General features: G+C 67.2%; 18 protein-coding genes. 9 read left to right on the top strand and 9 right to left on the bottom strand.

What is annotated here, in order from left to right; genetic code table 11:
* Positions 1 to 15: 15 nt before the first annotated feature.
* The 3 genes from JWQ81_RS25190 to rsgA form a co-directional block, all read right to left on the bottom strand.
* Positions 16 to 921 carry a hypothetical protein gene (locus JWQ81_RS25190; protein ID WP_297545187.1) on the bottom strand — a complete coding sequence of 302 codons (906 nt, stop codon included), beginning with the start codon at positions 919 to 921 and terminating at the stop codon, positions 16 to 18.
* Between the two features lie 115 nt (positions 922 to 1,036).
* Positions 1,037 to 1,819 (bottom strand): hypothetical protein, encoded by a 783-nt coding sequence (locus JWQ81_RS25185; RefSeq protein ID WP_297545185.1) that lies wholly within the window; start codon positions 1,817 to 1,819, stop codon positions 1,037 to 1,039.
* A 109-nt stretch (positions 1,820 to 1,928) separates the two neighbouring features.
* Positions 1,929 to 2,945, bottom strand: a complete 1,017-nt coding sequence (gene rsgA / locus JWQ81_RS25180) for a ribosome small subunit-dependent GTPase A (protein WP_297545184.1) — start codon at positions 2,943 to 2,945, stop codon at positions 1,929 to 1,931.
* A 135-nt stretch (positions 2,946 to 3,080) separates the two neighbouring features.
* Between rsgA and JWQ81_RS25175 the strand changes: the two genes are divergently transcribed.
* Together JWQ81_RS25175 and JWQ81_RS25170 are read left to right on the top strand one after the other, a co-directional pair.
* Positions 3,081 to 3,851: an SOS response-associated peptidase gene (locus tag JWQ81_RS25175; RefSeq protein WP_297545183.1), complete on the top strand. Its 771-nt coding sequence runs from the start codon at positions 3,081 to 3,083 to the stop codon at positions 3,849 to 3,851.
* Positions 3,848 to 4,453, top strand: coding sequence for an alpha/beta family hydrolase (locus tag JWQ81_RS25170; RefSeq protein ID WP_297545181.1), 606 nt, complete (start codon positions 3,848 to 3,850; stop codon positions 4,451 to 4,453). Before JWQ81_RS25175 ends, JWQ81_RS25170 begins: the two co-directional genes overlap by 4 nt.
* A gap of 59 nt (positions 4,454 to 4,512) precedes the next feature.
* Here JWQ81_RS25170 and ybaK read toward each other — a convergent pair whose 3' ends face one another.
* Complete coding sequence (ybaK, locus tag JWQ81_RS25165) at positions 4,513 to 4,989, bottom strand: Cys-tRNA(Pro) deacylase (RefSeq protein WP_297545180.1); 477 nt, start codon at positions 4,987 to 4,989, stop codon at positions 4,513 to 4,515.
* Positions 4,990 to 5,254: 265 nt separating this feature from the next.
* Between ybaK and JWQ81_RS25160 the strand changes: the two genes are divergently transcribed.
* The 3 genes from JWQ81_RS25160 (at position 5,255) to JWQ81_RS25150 (ending at position 7,976) form a co-directional block, all read left to right on the top strand.
* Positions 5,255 to 5,854, top strand: a complete 600-nt coding sequence (locus JWQ81_RS25160; RefSeq protein WP_297545305.1) for a sigma-70 family RNA polymerase sigma factor — start codon at positions 5,255 to 5,257, stop codon at positions 5,852 to 5,854.
* Positions 5,851 to 6,156, top strand: a complete 306-nt coding sequence (gene rsrA, locus JWQ81_RS25155; RefSeq protein WP_297545177.1) for a mycothiol system anti-sigma-R factor — start codon at positions 5,851 to 5,853, stop codon at positions 6,154 to 6,156. Before JWQ81_RS25160 ends, rsrA begins: the two co-directional genes overlap by 4 nt.
* A 308-nt stretch (positions 6,157 to 6,464) precedes the next feature.
* The gene (locus JWQ81_RS25150) at positions 6,465 to 7,976 is read left to right on the top strand and encodes a sensor histidine kinase (RefSeq protein ID WP_297545304.1); all 1,512 of its coding nucleotides are present in this window, start codon (positions 6,465 to 6,467) and stop codon (positions 7,974 to 7,976) included.
* Between the two features lie 319 nt (positions 7,977 to 8,295).
* Here the strand turns inward: JWQ81_RS25150 and JWQ81_RS25145 are convergent, their stop codons facing one another.
* Complete coding sequence (locus tag JWQ81_RS25145; RefSeq protein ID WP_297545176.1) at positions 8,296 to 8,550, bottom strand: WhiB family transcriptional regulator; 255 nt, start codon at positions 8,548 to 8,550, stop codon at positions 8,296 to 8,298.
* Positions 8,551 to 8,847: 297 nt separating this feature from the next.
* Complete coding sequence (locus tag JWQ81_RS25140; protein ID WP_297545174.1) at positions 8,848 to 9,774, bottom strand: diacylglycerol kinase family protein; 927 nt, start codon at positions 9,772 to 9,774, stop codon at positions 8,848 to 8,850.
* Positions 9,775 to 10,145: 371 nt separating this feature from the next.
* Between JWQ81_RS25140 and JWQ81_RS25135 the strand changes: the two genes are divergently transcribed.
* A complete protein-coding gene (locus tag JWQ81_RS25135) occupies positions 10,146 to 10,622 on the top strand; it encodes a PGF-CTERM sorting domain-containing protein (RefSeq protein WP_297545172.1) in 477 nt (158 codons plus the stop codon).
* A gap of 4 nt (positions 10,623 to 10,626) precedes the next feature.
* Here the strand turns inward: JWQ81_RS25135 and JWQ81_RS25130 are convergent, their stop codons facing one another.
* Entirely contained in the window at positions 10,627 to 11,109 is a 483-nt protein-coding gene (locus JWQ81_RS25130) for a GNAT family N-acetyltransferase (protein WP_297545170.1), read from the bottom strand.
* An 8-nt stretch (positions 11,110 to 11,117) separates the two neighbouring features.
* Complete coding sequence (locus JWQ81_RS25125) at positions 11,118 to 11,699, bottom strand: acid phosphatase (RefSeq protein WP_297545168.1); 582 nt, start codon at positions 11,697 to 11,699, stop codon at positions 11,118 to 11,120.
* A gap of 61 nt (positions 11,700 to 11,760) precedes the next feature.
* On the opposite strand from JWQ81_RS25125, the gene JWQ81_RS25120 reads away from it, so the two are divergent.
* A complete protein-coding gene (locus tag JWQ81_RS25120; RefSeq protein ID WP_297545166.1) occupies positions 11,761 to 12,231 on the top strand; it encodes a hotdog fold domain-containing protein in 471 nt (156 codons plus the stop codon).
* Between the two features lie 116 nt (positions 12,232 to 12,347).
* Complete coding sequence (locus JWQ81_RS25115; protein ID WP_297545164.1) at positions 12,348 to 13,976, top strand: GMC oxidoreductase; 1,629 nt, start codon at positions 12,348 to 12,350, stop codon at positions 13,974 to 13,976.
* Between the two features lie 530 nt (positions 13,977 to 14,506).
* Here JWQ81_RS25115 and rfbC read toward each other — a convergent pair.
* Positions 14,507 to 15,112, bottom strand: coding sequence for a dTDP-4-dehydrorhamnose 3,5-epimerase (gene rfbC, locus JWQ81_RS25110; protein WP_297545162.1), 606 nt, complete (start codon positions 15,110 to 15,112; stop codon positions 14,507 to 14,509).
* A gap of 401 nt (positions 15,113 to 15,513) precedes the next feature.
* Here rfbC and JWQ81_RS25105 point away from each other — a divergent pair.
* Positions 15,514 to 16,484, top strand: a 971-nt coding sequence (locus JWQ81_RS25105; protein WP_297545160.1) for a malic enzyme-like NAD(P)-binding protein, incomplete at its 3' end; no start/stop codon positions are given.

Here is a 16,484-nt window from a genome sequence, read left to right as displayed (position 1 = left end):
ACCCTCCAAGAACTCTCAGATGTGCTTCTTGGTGGTCGGGGCGCCACCGGCCGTACCCGGCAGCTTGGCACCGGTCTGGACCTGATCGGCAGGCGGCGCGACGATGTCGACCGAAGAACCCCAGTTCGTGTACTTCATCGTCATCTTCATCGAGCCGATCGACTTGGCGGCGGCGGCGCTCGGCGCCATGGCCTGGACCATCGAAGTCATGTCCATCTTGATCTGCAGCGGCAGCTGGTCGTTGTTCAGCCAGAGCTCGGCGGGCATGTGGATGTTCTTTCCCGCCAACATGGTCTTGGCCTGCGCCGGTACGCCGGCAGGCAGGTTGTCGAGCATCTTCGCGACGTCGAGGTCGAAGACGTAGTGACTCGCGGGCTGCCCGTCGAGCTGGGTCTTGTCCGAGCTGACGATCGTGCCCGACTTCTGGATCTGCGCGAGCGTGGTGCTCGGGTCGTTCTGCTCGGCCAGCTTGTTGATGTCGCCGCTGCCCATGGCCTGCCCCAGCGAGCCCAGGTCACTGAGCGAGAACTCGGCCCACGGCTTGGTGACGCCCATCTGCTTCATCGCCGCGCTCGGCAGCTTCATGTACACCGAACCCGACAGCAGGCGCATCTCCATCGACTGCCCCAACACGTCCATGGTCATCGCCATGGCCGTGTTCTGGCCGTCGAACTTCGCCTGGCCCGTGGTGGTCATCGACAGGGTGCCGATGTCGATCTTGGCGTCGAAGTCGACCGACTTCGACTTCTCGGTACCGGCCTTCGCGGCCGCGACCAGCGCGCTCGAATCCTTGAACAGCGACGCCGACGCGTTCGCGCCGGGATCGGTCTGGAGCTGCGGTGCGGACACAGGCGCTTTACCGCACGCGGCGAGTGTCAACACCAGTGCCAGGCCGGCTACGGCCAGAGCTTTCCTACGCATGAGAACCCCCAGTGTGTTTTGTCGATCGGCTTAGTATCGCAAACGGGCGAAAATGGTTACTTCGACGCAGCCTGGACATGCGTCACATACCGGGCCGCGGGTCGCTGTTTCGTGGTCAGTGGAAGTCTCCGACCTGGTCGGCAGGCGGGGTTTGAACGGAGACCGGGGTGTCCCAGTCGGTGTAGTCGACGGTCATCTTCGCGGGGGTCGAGCTGCCGCCTATCTTCTCCCATGAGGTCGCGTCCAGCGTGGCCCGGACCGGGTGCTCGCCGGAATCAAGCCACAAGTCCAGGACGAAATGGACGTCCGCCGCGATAACCGAGCGTTTGGCGTCCGCCGACACCGGGTAGTCGTCCAGCATCCTCGCGAACGCCAGGCTGATCGTGTAGTGGCCGACCGGGCGACCGTCGAGCGTGGTCCGTTCGGCGTGGGAGATCGAGCCGGCTTTGCCGATCCTGGCGAGCAGCTTTACGGGATCTTCTTGGTTGGTGAGCTGAATCTCGCTATCGCTGAAGGCTTTCGCGTCAGCGGAGCCCGAGCCGTCGGTCGGTATCCGAAGCCAAGCGATCGGTCCGCTCTTGGGGCTCCCCGGCGGGAGTTTCATGTACATTCCGGTGTCGATCATGAGCAGTTCGATCTGCTGGTCATCAAGCAAGACTTTCAGTGAAATCTCGGTCTTTACGCCGTCGAACTCGCCTTGCCCGCTCTCTTTGAGCGACTTGCCGTCCGCGGTTGCGTCCATCGTGAACTTGCACGGCTTGCCCTCGACAGCGACACCGGCGACAGCGGCGAGTGTCGAGACGTCGTGAAACAGCCCGTACCCGGCCGGTCCGGCTCCGGCGGGCGTCAGGTGTCCGGTCGGCGGTGGCTCGCTGGTGCACGCGCTGAGCGCGAACACCAGCGCACAGCAGGCGACGAGTATGTCTTGCGCAAGATGGTTTCCCCCGAGCCGCGAATGGCGATACCTGACTCATCGCCACCGCATCCCGGGAGTTACCGCCCGAAGGTCACATTTCCATCCCGGCCCGCGACCGGAGCAGCCGACGCAGCGACGCCAGCCGCTCAGCCCGGGCCACGTTGTCGCCGACGACTTCGTCCAGCATGCAGTCCGGGTCCTCGGGGGCACCCAGATGTCCGCAGCCCGAGGGGCATTCTTCGGCGGCTTCGGCGAACTCCTCGAACGCGTCGACGATGTTGTCGACGGTCACGTGCGCGAGGCCGAACGAGCGGACGCCCGGGGTGTCGATCACCCAGCCGCCCTTTCCGGTGTCCAGCGGCAGCGGGAGGGCGATCGCGGCCACCGACGTGTGCCTGCCCTTGCCCACCAGGCTGACGCCGGCCGTTGCCAGGAAAGCGTCCGGGACGAGCCGGTTGACCAGTGTGGACTTGCCGACGCCCGAGTGCCCGACCAGCGCCGAGACCTTGCCCGCGAGCTGCTCGATCACCGCTTCGGAGTCTTCGTCGCGCCTGGTGACCAGCGTCGGCAGGTCAAGGCCCGCGTAGCTCGCCAGCAGCTCGTCGGGGCTCGCGAGGTCGGACTTCGTCAGGCACAGCACCGGCTGCAGGCCACCGGCATAGCAGGCGACCAGGCAGCGGTCGATGAACCCGGTGCGCGGCGGCGGGTCGGCGAGCGCGGTGACGATCAGCAGCTGGTCGGCGTTGGCCACCACCACCCGTTCGAACGGGTCGGTGTCGTCGGCGGTGCGGCGCAGCACGCTGGAGCGCTCGTCGACGCGGATGATCCTGGCGAGGGTGTCCGGCTTGCCGCTGACGTCCCCGACGATGCCCACGGTGTCGCCGACGACCACCGAGACCCGGCCCATTTCGCGGGCGCGCATGGCGGTGACCACGCGATCCGGGTCACGTTCGAGCGCGCACGTCCACCGGCCGCGGTCCTTGCCGATGACCATCGCCGTCGACGCGTCGGCATGTTCAGGGCGGCGCTTGGTGCGGGGCCGGGTGCTCTTGCCTGGTCGGATCCGGACATCGGACTCGTCCAGCTTGCTCCAGTCCGTGTTGCCCAACGCCTCACGCCTTCTGTCGTTCTTACGCGTAGTCCCTGTTCAATGATCCCACGCCGGTCGCCATCGGTGCGCGAACCGTGTCACGATGACGGGCGAGATGCCCCGTTCGTTCAGGGAGACTGAGGAGGTTGGGTGATGTGCGGCCGTTATGCCGCGACGAAGGACCCGGCCACGTTGACCGCCGAATTCGCCGCGCTGGATCAGACCGGCGGGCTGGTGTCGCCCGCGGACTACAACGTCGCGCCCACGAAGAACGTGGCAACCGTGGTGCAGCGACATCCCCGTGATGCCGACGGCAAGGTCCTCGGCGACGAGCCGGCAGTGCGCACGCTGCGGGCGATGCGCTGGGGACTGGTGCCGTTCTGGGCCAAGGACCCGGCTTCGGGCGCGAAGATGATCAACGCTCGTGCCGAAACGGTCGCAGAGAAGCCCGCATACCGCAAAGCGCTCGCCAAAAGGCGTTGTCTCGTTCCCGCCGACGGTTGGTTCGAATGGCGTCGCGACGGCAAGCACAATGACCCGTTCTACGTGACCGGCCCGGACGCCGCGTCGCTTGTGTTCGCCGGGCTGTGGGAGAGCTGGCGCGACCCGAAGGACTCCGACGGGCCACCGTTGATCACCTTTTCCGTGCTGACCGCCGACGCCGTGGGCAGGCTCGCCGATATCCACCACCGGATGCCGCTGCTGCTGACCCCGGAGCAGTGGGAGCCGTGGCTGGACCCGGACAGCGAGGACGTCAGCGCGCTGCTCGTGCCGCCGTCGCTCGACGTCGTCGACGTGCTGGAAATGCGGCCGGTGTCGACCCGCGTCAACAGCGTGCGTAACAACGGACCCGAGCTCCTCGACCGGGTCGAACCCGAGCAGCGCCTGGACGAGGCCGCCCTGTTCGAACTGCCGTCGTCATGACCACGATCACGATCGACACCGACTTCGGCCCGGCCAGGGCCGAGCTGCACTGCACCGGGGAAGGCGCGGCGATACTCCTGCTCGGGCATGGCGCGGGCGGTGGGATCGGCGCCGAGGACCTGGTCGCGGTGACCGGGGCCGCGCGGGCCGCCGGCTTGCATGTCGCGCTGGTCGAGCAGCCGTACCGCGTGGCCGGACGTCGTGCGCCCGCGCCGGCGAACCAGCTGGACTCGGCGTGGTTGAGCGTCGCCGAGGACATCGGCGCCCGGTTCGACGACCTGCCGCTGGTGTTCGGCGGCCGCTCGTCGGGGGCCAGGGTGGCGTGCCGGACGGCGTCGGCGGGGCAGGCGTCGGCCGTCCTGTGCCTTGCGTTCCCCGAACACCCGCCGGGCAAGCCGGAGAAGAGCCGCCAGGCCGAGCTCGACGCCGTCGAGGTGCCGACGCTGGTCATCCAGGGTGAGCGGGACCCGTTCGGCCGTCCGGCGGCGGGCCCGCACCACGAACTCGTGGTCCTCGCCGGCGACCACGGCCTCAGAGCCGACCTCGACGGCGTCGCCCGCGCCGCCGGTGAGTGGCTCACCCGCATTGTCCGCCTGCTCTGACCCAGCGTGGCTCGTGAGCGTTCCGGCCGCTTAGAACAGGTCGGAACACTCACGAGTCCCTAGGCCGCGATCGAGGCGACGGTCGCGTTGGTCAGTGCGACCAGGTCGGCGGGGGAGAGTTCGACCTCCAGACCACGGCGTCCGGCGGAGCAGTGGACGGTCTCGAACCGCTCCGCGGAGGCGTCGATGACGACCGGCAGCCTGCTGCGGTGCCCGAGCGGCGAGATCCCGCCGAGTACGTATCCCGTCGCGCGCTGGGCGGCCGCCGGGTCGGCCATTTTCGCCTTTTTCCCGCCGACGGCCGCGGCCAGCGCCTTGAGATCGAGGTGTCCCGTGACGGGCACCACACCCACGGTGAGTGTTCCGTCGACTTCGGCGACCAGCGTTTTGAACACGCGTTCCGGGGCCAGTCCGAGCGCTTCGACGGCCTCGAGCCCGAACGACTCGTGCCGCGGGTCGTGCTCGTAGGAATGCAGCGTGTGTGTCACTTTTCGCTTTGCCAGCAACGCTGTCGCCGGTGTGCCCTTGCCCGCCATGACCACGAGCCTACGATGTGGGACGCCGGAATCCGGGAATGTGCGACGCGAAGACGGCGTTACACCCGACGTGCCGACAACGCTTGAGAAAACCAGCTTCCGAGCCCCTCGCGGGTCCGAGCGCCCGGATAACCCTGGTGTGCCCGGCCAGCCCGGCTCACGCCGCGTATCCTCGATGCAGTCGTATGCGCGGCCGCGCATCGACGCGCTTCGTGAAGGGAACGGTTTGCCGAGCACGCAGGAGCCCGTCGTGCCCGACGAGGGCATGGAACAGGAGCAGGCCGACGCACGCGCCGAGCGCTTCGAGCGGGACGCGATGCCGCTGCTGGACCAGCTGTACTCGGCCGCGATGCGGATGACCCGCAACCCGGCCGACGCCGAGGACCTGGTCCAGGAGACCTTCCTCAAGGCTTACGCGGCGTTCGCGTCGTTCAAGGCGGGTACCAACCTCAAAGCGTGGATGTACCGCATCCTCACCAACACCTATATCAACGGTTACCGCAAGCGTCAGCGTCAGCCGCTGCAGCAGCCCACGGACGAGATCACCGACTGGCAGATCGCCAAGGCCGAGAGCCACACCTCGAGCGGGTTGCGGTCCGCCGAGGTCGAGGCGATGGACGCACTGCCGGATGCCGACGTCAAGACCGCCCTGCAGAAGCTGCCGGAGGAGTTCCGGATCGCGGTCTACCTCGCCGATGTCGAGGGATTCGCCTACAAGGAAATCGCCGAGATCATGGAAACGCCGATCGGAACCGTCATGTCCCGTCTGCACCGTGGCCGCGCCCAGCTGCGCGACCTGCTGGCCGATGTCGCGCGAGAGCGCGGTTTCATCCGCAGCGGCAAACAGGAGGTGGCGGGGCGATGACGTTCACCGGCAAACCCGAGTGCGACGCCGCGCTGGCGGAGATCTACCTGCTGCTCGACAAGGAGTGTGGCCCCGAGCGTGAGGCGGAGCTGCGGCACCACATCGAGACGTGCCCGCCCTGCCTCGAGGAGTACGGCATCGACGAGGCGCTCAAGCAGCTGCTCGCCCGCAAGTGTGGTGGGGACCACGCCCCGGCCGACCTGAAGAGCAGGCTGCGCGCGTCGATCCGGCAGACCGTCGAGTCCCATGGCGGGATCACCATCGAGCGCACCGAGGTCACCGTCGAACGGCGCACCGAGTAAGCCCTGACGGCACGCGAAAAGGCCCCCGCACCGGTTCGGTGCGGGGGCCTTGTCTTGCAAACTGCTCAGTATGCCGTCTGATCAGGCGTTGGGCTTGTGGCCGTGGTTCGAGCCGTTCTTCTTCCGGCTACGACGCTTGCGGGCGCGCTTCGACATGTTTCACTCCTCGGATGTTCGCGGCTGGTGTGGCCCACGCGGGGCGCTCACACGCCTGCCGGGCTCGGGTCAACCCCACAAGTGTGTCATGTGCCTTCGAGGCCAGGCGCCCGGCCTGTACCGTGACCGCCCGGTTCTGGTTGTATTGGCTGGTGTCGACACTGGCGGATCTCCTCGCGGAGAACACGAAACTTCCCGGCGAAGCCGCGGACCACCTGCAGACCGTCGTTGCGGAGTGGCAGCTGCTCGCCGACCTGTCGTTCGCCGACTTCCTGTTGTGGGTGCCGGTGGCCGAAGGCCTCCACCCCGACGGCGGCGACTTCGTCTGCGTCGCCCACGCGCGGCCGACGACGGCGCCCACGGCCCATCCGGAGGACGTCGTCGGCACGCGGTTCGTCGTCGACGACCATTCGCAGCTCGCCAAGGCGATGCGCGAGGTCAAGGTCTGCCGTGAGGAGGACCCGCACTGGTATCGCGACGTCCCGATGCGGCGCGAGGCCGTGCCGGTCACCCACGACAAGACGGTCATCGCCGTGCTGAGCCGCGAGACGAACCTCGCGCAGCCGCGCGTGCCGAGCCCGCTCGAGATCGCCTATCTCGGCAGCGCGGGCGATCTGTGCCAGATGATCGTGGACGGCACGTTCCCCAGCCGCGACAACACCACCGACACGCACACCAGCCCGAGGGTCGGCGACGGCCTGATCAGGCTGGACCCGTCCGGGACCGTGGTTTTCGCCAGCCCGAACGGTCTGTCGGCGTATCACCGCATGGGCCACGAGTCCGACCTCGTGGGCACCCGGCTCGCGCCGCTGACCAGGTCGCTCATCCGCGATCCGTTCGACGCGACCGAGGTTTCGCACCGGATCATCGACGCGCTCGACGGCAAACCCGGCACCCGGGCGGAGGCCGATTCGCGGCGCGGAGCCGTGGTGCTGTTCCGGGCGCTGCCGCTGCGGCCGGCGGGTCAGCCGGCCGGCGCGCTGGTGCTCGTCCGGGACGTCACGGAGGTCAAACGCCGGGACAGGGCGCTGCTGTCCAAGGACGCGACCATCCGGGAAATCCACCATCGGGTGAAGAATAATCTACAGACAGTAGCCGCGTTGCTGCGTCTGCAGTCGCGGCGAACGTCGAGCGAAGAGGCGCGGCTCGCGCTGGGCGAGTCTGTTCGCCGGGTCGCCTCGATCGCGATGGTGCACGAAGCGCTCTCGACTTCGGTCGACGAACGGGTTGACCTCGACAAACTGCTGGACAACGTGCTGCCGATGGTCGGCGAGGTCGCCACCGCCGAGTCGCAGGCAAGCCTGTCGAGGACCGGTTCGTTCGGGGTCGTGGTCGCCGAGATCGCCACGCCGTTGGTGATGGTGCTGGCCGAACTGGTCCAGAACGCCATCGGACACGCGTTCCCGGACAGCCGGCCCGGCAAGGTCGAGTTGATCGTGGAACGGTCGGCGCGCTGGCTCGACGTCGTGGTCCGGGACAACGGCCGGGGCCTGCCCTCGGGTTTTTCACTCGAACGGAGTGACGGTCTCGGCCTGCAGATCGTGCGGACGCTCGTCGAGTCCGAGCTGCGGGGTTCGCTTTCGCTGCGAGGCTTGCGTGGGGACGACCTCGCGCGCGGTGGCACCGAAGCCGCTTTGCGTATCCCGCTCAGCCGTCGCCTCTGAGCTGTCCACCTCGGGTCGTCCCGATATATCGCGGGACGTGAAGGCCACCATCATTGCGCTAGCCGTCGTGAAGGTGGCCTTCACGACCAGTCGAAAAACGTCCAACTACCTGCGGACGCGTTGAAGGCCCGGCACCTGTGTGGTGCCGGGCCTCGAACGGTTCTGCGGGAGGACTTAAAGTCCTGGTGAGGCTTTGACCAGCCCGCGTGCAGGCGGGTCTGCCTCTGTTGTTATGCTCAAGCTGATCCTGATATCACCACTGGTGGGGTGGACGCAAGGCTTTCCTCACCAGTATTCGGATCAGCTTGGGTGCTGGCTTTTAGGCGTTGGTACGCGTGCCGATGTGAGTGCGGCGGCGCTTGAGAGCGCGTCGCTCATCCTCGCTCATGCCGCCCCAGACGCCGGCATCCTGTCCGCTGGCCAATGCCCAGGCCAAGCAGTCAGAAGCGACGGTGCAGCGGTGGCACACGGACTTCGCCTCGGTCACCTGCAGGAGAGCCGGACCGCTGGTTCCCACCGGGAAGAACAGCTCTGGGTCCTCGTCTCGGCAGGCCGCGTCGTGGCGCCAATCCATGTCTCTGAGCTCCTTCAATATGTGACGCGGCAAGCCGCGCCACAGTCGTCAAATGGCGGTCGTTTTTTTGGGTGCTTGTGAATGCTTTCACGAAGCACCGCGTTCGACAAGGGTTTTCTCAAGATCGGTGAGTCAGCTCACCCGGCCGAGCGACCCGTCTGACCTGCGGTTTCTGTCCGAAACGGGCCCCCGATGGGAAGCTCGATGCGGTGAGCGGACCTCTGGTGTCGACGAGCGGCTGTAACACTTTGCCGCGGGCGATCAGCTGATACCGGACCTACCGGTCGGCGCAAGCCGTCACACCACGACTGTCAACGCGCCGGGCACACTAAAAAATTCCACCCTCGTCCGCTGGCCGATCAGGTCACCGTCCACCTGGAAGTTTACCGGTTCACCTGCTTCGATGCGGATAATTGGCAGATCATCGTGACGAAGGAGACGTCGGCCCCGCTGCTCGCCCGAACCACTCAGTGCTTGACGTAAATGCTTGAACACGGTAGGTAGCGCCAGGCCCTTGAGTGCGAACAGGCCGAGACCGGTGTCGAACGAGCATCCCCTGTTGAGGTGCACCGGACGTTCGCCCAGGTAGCTCCACGGATCGGTGTTGGAGATGAAGGCCGTGACGACCTCGACGGGCTCCTCGCCGTTGAGCTTCACGGTGAGCGGTGGCCTGCCGAGCGGTGGGCGGAAGTGCGCGGTGACTGCGGCGCGCATATAGAGAGCCGCGCTCGTCTGCTTGCCACGCCTTCGGGCGACACTCGCGACGACATCGGCGTCCCAGCCGAGGCCGGCGTTGAAGGTGAACCAGTGCCCGTCGGCCAGTCCGAGCCCGACGCGGCGGTTGCGCCCCTGCTCAGAGGCGTTCAGCAGCTGGTGGGTGGCCTCGACGGGGTCGTGCGAGATGCCCAGCGCGCGGGCGAAGACGTTGGCGGAGCCACCGGGGACCACACCGAGCATCGGCACGTGCCCGAGTTCTCGAGGGTCGCCGCCGCTGTCGGCCAGCAGGCCGTTGACGACCTCGTTGACCGTGCCGTCGCCACCGTGGGCAACCACGAGGTCGACGCCGTCACGGGCAGCGGAGCGGGCAACAGCCATCGCGTGGCCGCGGTAGTCGGTCTCGACGACGTCGAGCTTCACCTGGCTCGCCAGTGCGTGCGCAAGGACGTCCCGGCCGCCGGGGGTGGTGGACGTGGCCTGGGGATTCACGATCAGGACAGCGCGCACTGCCACTCCTCCGGAGTGCGCGACGGCACATTTCGCTCGACATCCACTATCGCAGCGTAAGTGACGAAACCTTGGGCTGGGCGCCCATGGTGACGCGAAGCTCAGCGGGCGGAGGCTCGCTGAGAACCGGTTGCCGCTCTGACTCCTCGACCCTGTGGCGGGCTGTCCTCCATCTGCCGACGGTGTCCGCTCATCGTGACAAGTGCACCCGGGCCGACCGCCCGCTCATCGACGACACCACCGATCATCTGCTTCCGCAGCCGCCACCAAAACGGCCGTCCGGGTGGCATACCATCGAATGTGTTCACTCACGGTCACCCGCCCAGGTCGAGGGCCGTGCCCGGGAAAAACTCTCCGGAAGGCCGGTTTCCGTGTTGTTCGCCGACAAGTTCTCGCCGGCTCCGCGCGAGGTGCGCCTGGCCGGATTGCTCACCGTGCTCCCCGGCCTCGCCCTGATCGCGCTGGCGGTGATCGAGATGGCCGGCGCCGTCGGGAAACCCGAAGCGCCAGGGAACAACGTCTTCGCCGAAGCCGCCTACTTCGCCGTGTTCGGCATCGGGACGGTCATCTGCGGCGGCGGGCTGCTGCTGGGCAAGACCTGGGCCCGTTCGCCGTCCGTTGTGGTCGCGCTGCTCATGATCGGCGTCGGCTGGTACGCCGCGGTGCCGTCCGGGCAACCCGGCTTCGGCGTGCCTGTCGGCGTGGTCGGGCTCGCGCTGCTGGTGCTGCTCTTCCGCCGCCCGTCGCGGGCCTGGGTGCTCGGACAGGAAGAGGGCGAGTCCGAGGAAGCCGCGGCCGCCCGCGACGGTGCCGCCGGGCGCGCCGCCCGCCGCGAACAGGGCGAGTGAGGGGTCAGGCCTGCGCGGCCAGTGCCTTGAGCTGGTCGCCGGACAGGCGGTAGACGGTCCATTCGTCCATCGCGACCGCGCCCATCGCCCGGTAGAACTCGGTCGCCGGGTTCCAGTCGAGCACCGACCATTCGAACCGGCCGAGGCCGCGCCGCACGCATTCGTCGGCGAGCGCCGCCAGCAGCGACTTGCCCAGCCCGGAGCCGCGCTGGTCCGCGCGTACGTAGAGGTCTTCGAGGTACAGGCCGTGCACCCCGCGCCACGTGGAGAAGTTCAGGAACCACAGCGCACAGCCGACCACGACGCCGTCCACTTCGGCCACATGGCCGAACAGCGCGGGCGCCTCGCCGAACAGCGCCGCGTGCAGCAGTTCAGCGGTCAGGTGGCACTCCTCGGGCGACTTCTCGAACTCGGCGAGCTCGTGCACCAGCCCGACGACGGCGTCCACATCGGACTCCCGGACGCGGCGAATACGGCTGTCGGTCATCTCATCCTCTACGACGGGGTGATGTTGAGGTGCTGGATCTGCGGCCTGTCGTGCTCGAAGCCGAGGACGGTGATGCTCGCCGGGTCGATGCCGAAGTGGACGCCGAACGAGACGTCCAGTTCGACCCAGCGTGTCGCGAGGACGCGGCTGAAGTGGCCATGGCCGATGAGGATGACGTCGGAGCTGTTCAGGGCTTCACGGGCGCGGTCGAGTGCCTTGTCTGCGCGGGCTGTGACCTCGTCCCGGCTCTCGCCGCCTGGAACCGGGTGCGACCAGACTGTCCAGCCGGGCACGGTTTCCCGGATCTTCGGCGTGGTGATGCCCTCGTAGTCGCCGTAGTCCCATTCGCGAAGGTCTTCGGTGCTCTCGTCGACGTGCAGCCCCGCGAGTTCGGCGGTGTTCAGGGCACGCTGCCGCGGGCTCGACAGGACGAGCGCGGGGCCGAAGCGCAGGGTCCGCAGCGTCACGCCGGCAGCCTGGGCCTGGTTTTCGCCGGCCGTGGTGAGCGGAATGTCGGTACGCCCGGTGTGGCGGCCATTGAGCGACCACTCGGTCTGTCCGTGCCGGAGAAGAAAGAGGCGATGTTCCACGTTTGCGAATATAACCTGTGATCTGCTTATCTACTCACGAGTAGCTAGATGAGGAGCACCGATGGCTGACAGTCCGACGTACTCGATGTGGCGGAAGCTGGCCGCCAAACCCGGCGGCAAACAGCTGTTCTCCGCGGCGATGTGCCTGCGTGTGCCCTATTTTCGGACGGTCGTACCGTCGGTGCGGGACCTGCGGCCCGGCCGGTGCGAGGTCGGCGCGCCCAAATGGTGGGGTGTCCACAACCACATTGGGACATTTCACGCGATCGCGGCCTGCAACCTCGCGGAGATCGCGATGGGCATGCTCGCCGAGGCGACCGTCCCGGCCACGCATCGCTGGCTTCCCAAGGGGATGACCGTCGAGTACGTCGCAAAGGCCGAGACCGGACTGACCGCGGTGGCTGAGCTGCCGGAGCTCCCCGAGTTCGGCGACGAGGGGTTCGACCTGCCGGTGCCCGTCGTCATCTCTGACGAGCACGGCAAAGGCGTGGTGACCGGCACGATCACCATCTGGGTTACGCGTAAGTCGTGAACCAACTCGGCCCGGTAGCCCAGCCGAGTGAAAATTAACACCGTTCACCCAGCTGACATGAATTTCCTTCGCATTCGGGGTTGTGGATCGGGTGGGCATCAAGGAAGCATCCGGTTATGCTCTCTCCCTTGTCCAGAAGGCGTTTTTTCGGTCTTGCCGCGCTCAACACCGCAGCCGCACTCGGCTTGACAACCATTTCCGCGAGCGCGGCGGGCGCGGCTCCCACGTCGGAGACGCCGCTGCCGGATTTCGTGCCCGCGTTGGTGATCGGCACCGGTTACGGCGCCGCGGCGACGGCGTTGCGGCTCGGCGAGGCCGGGGTTTCCACGCTCATGGTGGAAATGGGGCAGCTGTGGAATCAGCCCGGTCCGGACGGCAACGTCTTCTGTAACATGCTTTCGCCGGATAAGCGGTCGATGTGGTTCAAAAAGCGTACCGAAGCCCCGCTGGCGTCCTTTCTCTGGCTCGACCTCGCCAATCACGACATCGACTCCTCCGCCGGGGTCCTCGATCGTGTGCATTACGGCGACATGTCCGTTTATGTCGGTCGCGGCGTCGGCGGCGGTTCGCTCGTCAACGGTGCGATGGCCGTCACGCCGCGCCGGGACTACTTCGAAGAGATCCTGCCCGCTGTCGACGCCGACGAGATGTATGGCAAGTACTTCCCGCGCGCCAACACCGCGCTGGGGATGAACCAGATCGACCAGCGGTGGTTCGAGACCTGCAAGTCGTACAACTTCGCGCGGGTGTCGCGGAAGGCCGCGACGAAGGCCGGGTTCAAGACCGTGTTCCTGCCGAGCGTCTATGACTTCGAGTACATGAAACAGGAGGAAGCCGGCACCGTTCCGCGGTCGGCGCTCGCGTCGGAAGTCATCTACGGCAACAACCACGGCAAGCGGTCGCTGGACAAGACGTACCTCGCGGCCGCCGTCGGCACGGGTCACGTCACCATCCAGACGCTGCACGAAGTTCGCGAGATCATCCACCAGCCCGACGGGACTTACACCGTTGTGCTGCGCCAGATCGACCCCGACGGGACCGTGCTGGCGACGAAGTCGGTGAATACGAAGTATCTGTTCCTCGGTGCGGGAAGCCTCGGTTCGACCGAACTTCTGGTGCGGGCGAGGGAAACCGGACGGCTGCCCGCGCTCAACGCCGAGGTCGGCCAGGGCTGGGGGACCAACGGCAACGTCATGTTGGGGCGCGCCAACCACCTCTGGGACACCACCGGCAGCCTGGAGGCGGGCATGCCCGCGATGGGCATCGACAACTGGGACGACCCGGTGCACCCGGTGTTCGCCGAGATCGCCCCGGTGCCGGCGGGGATCGAGACGTGGGCGAGTCTGTACCTCGCGATCACGAAGAACGCCGAGCGCGGTCATTTCACCTACGACGCGGCCAGTGATTCGGCGCGGCTGCAGTGGGCGGTGTCGCAGGGGCAGCCGTCGATCGACGCGGCGAAGGCGCTGTTCGACAAGATCAACCGGGCCAACTCGACGATCTACCGGTACGACCTCTTCGGCGACACGCGGGTGTTCGAAAACCGCTTCACCTACCACCCGCTCGGCGGTTTGGTGCTGGGTAAGGCAACCGACGACTACGGACGGATCAGAGAGTATCCGAACCTGTACGTCACCGACGGTTCGCTCATCCCCGGCAGCACCGGCGTCAACCCGTTCGTGACCATCACCGCGCTGGCCGAACGCAACATCGAACGCGTCCTCGCCGAAGACATCCACCCCTAACCCGGCACTTTTGTGGCTCTTCGGTCGTCTGTGTGGGTGCTGGTTGCTGTGGACTGGCTGCGTTTTACCGCGGCAAGGGCCGGGTCGTGTCGGTGTCCGGAGCTGGGTGTGGGACACGCCGGTTTGACTGTAGGACTCGCCCTCGCTGAACGTGGGACTCGCACAGCACGTCGGCGAGTCCCACACTCCGGCCTGGCGAGTCCCACGTTCAGGCCGACGAGTCCCACAGTCGCCACCAGCCGACCACACCCGCTGACCTCAAGAACCTCACCAGCCACGGAGGCGTCGCGGACCCACACATACGACACAAGAGCCACTTTTGTCCAAGAGTGCCCTGGCAACTCGACGGCGACTTGCGGTCCTTGAACACGCAACCATCGCAACTCGCCGTCGAGTTGCGACGGTTGGCGAGGAGAACCTGCGTGCGATGGGACAGCTGTCCCGACTGTCAGGCGCCGAGTCCCGGGCGCGGGGCGCAGGAGCCGCTTAAACGGTTCGACATCCGCGCTGTTGTTTCGGCGTCGGGCGAGTTAGACGGCCGCGCGTGATTTCTCGTAGTGCGCGACGCAGTCCTCGTAGCGGGGCAGGAGACCCTGTGCCTCCGCCTCCGCGAGGGTCGGCGCGGAAGTGTCCTTTTCGGACAGGATCAGCTCGAGATCCTGGGGCCACGGAAGGCCGAGCGTGGTGTCCACCGGGGTGATGCCGTGCTCGGCGCCGGGGTTGTAGCCCTCGGAACACAGATAGCTCATCGCGGTGCCGTCTTCGAGCGCGACGAACGCGTGGCCGATGCCCTCCGCGATGTACATCGCCTTGTATTCGACGGCGTCGAGCACGACGGCGTCCCAGCGGCCGAACGTCGGTGAGCCGACGCGGATGTCCACGACGACGTCGAGCAGGGAGCCCTGCGGGCAGTAGACGTACTTCGCCTGGCCCGGCGGAGTGTCGGCGAAATGCAGTCCGCGGACGGTGCCCCGCCGGGAAACGCTGTGGTTCGTCTGCGCGACGCGCAGGGGGTAGCCGACGGCGTCGAGGAACGCCTGGTCCTGGAACGGCGCGACGAACACGCCTCGGTCGTCGGGGAAGGTCCGCGGGGTGAACTCGTAGGCGTCCCGCACGATCAACTCACGCGCTTCCATGGCGGCCAGCTTAACGATCTTTTAGCAAGCCGGACGGACGTCTTGGTAAACCGGTACTGACCAGCCTAAAGGGTCGGCGGGTGTGACATGAGCCGCACCACGGGGGCACAACGGGCGGCGGGCCTGTCATGATGGAGGGACCGCCGCGTCCGCGGCCATCGCCTGACCAAGGGCGGCCCCACCAAGGGCTTGATGGCCGAAGTGACGCCTAGCCGACAGGCCGGCGCTACCGCGCTGGGCTGCCGTGCCGGAGGAGACAGCTTCATCGGTTCCATGGGCTGTTGTGCCCGTCACCGGTGTTTCCCCGCTCGCAGTCCCAGGAGATTCACGTGTCCTACGCTCGATCCGCAAAATCCGAGTCCCCCACCGCAACCATCACGGACTCAACGACAGGAAATCCGATGAACCACCAGGTCCGCACCGAAATCACGCCGGTGACCGACGCGGAGATCTTCGCTGGTCACGAGGGCGGCAAGCTCTCGGTGGCCGCCACCCGCCCGATCTCCGACCCGCGCGACCTTTCCATCGCGTACACCCCGGGTGTGGCGAAGGTGAGCCGCGCGATCGCGGAGAACGCGTCGCTGGCGAAGCGGTATACCTGGGCGGACAGGCTCGTCGTCGTGGTCAGCGACGGCACCGCCGTGCTCGGCCTCGGCGACATCGGCGCGAGCGCGTCGCTGCCGGTCATGGAGGGCAAGTCGGTGCTGTTCAAGACCTTCGGCGGGCTCGACTCGATCCCGCTGGTCCTCGATACCACCGACGTCGACGAGATCGTCGAGACGCTGGTGCGGCTGCGCCCGTCCTATGGCGCGGTCAACCTCGAGGACATCTCGGCGCCGCGGTGCTTCGAGCTCGAAGACAAGCTCAAGGAAGCGCTCGACTGCCCGGTCATGCACGACGACCAGCACGGCACCGCGATCGTGACGCTCGCGGCGCTGCGGGGCGCCAACGAGGTCCTCCAGCGCGACATCGCCACCGAGCGCGTCGTCATCTCGGGCGCCGGTGCGGCCGGGGTCGCGTGCGCCAAGATCCTGCAGGCCGCGGGGGTCGCGGACGTGACGGTGCTCGACTCGAAGGGCATCATCTACGAGGGCCGCGACGGGCTGAACCCGATCAAGCGGGAGCTCGCGCTGACCACCAACTCGGCGGGTCTGCGTGGCGGCCTCGGCGAGGCGCTGAAGGGCGCGGACGTGTTCCTCGGCCTGTCGGGCGCGCTGATCGACGAGCAGCTGCTCGCCGGCATGGCCGACGACGCCATCGTGTTCGCACTGTCCAATCCGGACCCGGAGGTGCACCCCGAGATCGCGTCGAAGTACGCGGCGATCGTGGCCACCGGCCGCAGCGACTTCCCGAACCAGATCAACAACGTGCT

It is taken from the genome of Amycolatopsis sp. (genome assembly GCF_025464955.1).
Classification (GTDB): Bacteria; Actinomycetota; Actinomycetes; order Mycobacteriales; family Pseudonocardiaceae; genus Amycolatopsis.
This window is presented reverse-complemented; position numbering and strand designations above follow the sequence as displayed.

Excerpts from the sequence above, each read along its gene's own strand:
- rsrA (WP_297545177.1), top strand. The coding sequence starts at position 5,851 with ATGACGTTCACCGGCAAACCCGAGTGCGACGCCGCGCTGGCGGAGATC.
- JWQ81_RS25145 (WP_297545176.1), bottom strand. The coding sequence starts at position 8,550 with ATGGATTGGCGCCACGACGCGGCCTGCCGAGACGAGGACCCAGAGCTG.
- JWQ81_RS25175 (WP_297545183.1), top strand. The coding sequence starts at position 3,081 with ATGTGCGGCCGTTATGCCGCGACGAAGGACCCGGCCACGTTGACCGCC.
- JWQ81_RS25170 (WP_297545181.1), top strand. The coding sequence starts at position 3,848 with ATGACCACGATCACGATCGACACCGACTTCGGCCCGGCCAGGGCCGAG.
- ybaK (WP_297545180.1), bottom strand. The coding sequence starts at position 4,989 with ATGGCGGGCAAGGGCACACCGGCGACAGCGTTGCTGGCAAAGCGAAAA.
- JWQ81_RS25190 (WP_297545187.1), bottom strand. The coding sequence starts at position 921 with ATGCGTAGGAAAGCTCTGGCCGTAGCCGGCCTGGCACTGGTGTTGACA.
- JWQ81_RS25120 (WP_297545166.1), top strand. The coding sequence starts at position 11,761 with ATGGCTGACAGTCCGACGTACTCGATGTGGCGGAAGCTGGCCGCCAAA.
- JWQ81_RS25115 (WP_297545164.1), top strand. The coding sequence starts at position 12,348 with ATGCTCTCTCCCTTGTCCAGAAGGCGTTTTTTCGGTCTTGCCGCGCTC.
- rfbC (WP_297545162.1), bottom strand. The coding sequence starts at position 15,112 with ATGGAAGCGCGTGAGTTGATCGTGCGGGACGCCTACGAGTTCACCCCG.
- JWQ81_RS25160 (WP_297545305.1), top strand. The coding sequence starts at position 5,255 with ATGGAACAGGAGCAGGCCGACGCACGCGCCGAGCGCTTCGAGCGGGAC.
- JWQ81_RS25130 (WP_297545170.1), bottom strand. The coding sequence starts at position 11,109 with ATGACCGACAGCCGTATTCGCCGCGTCCGGGAGTCCGATGTGGACGCC.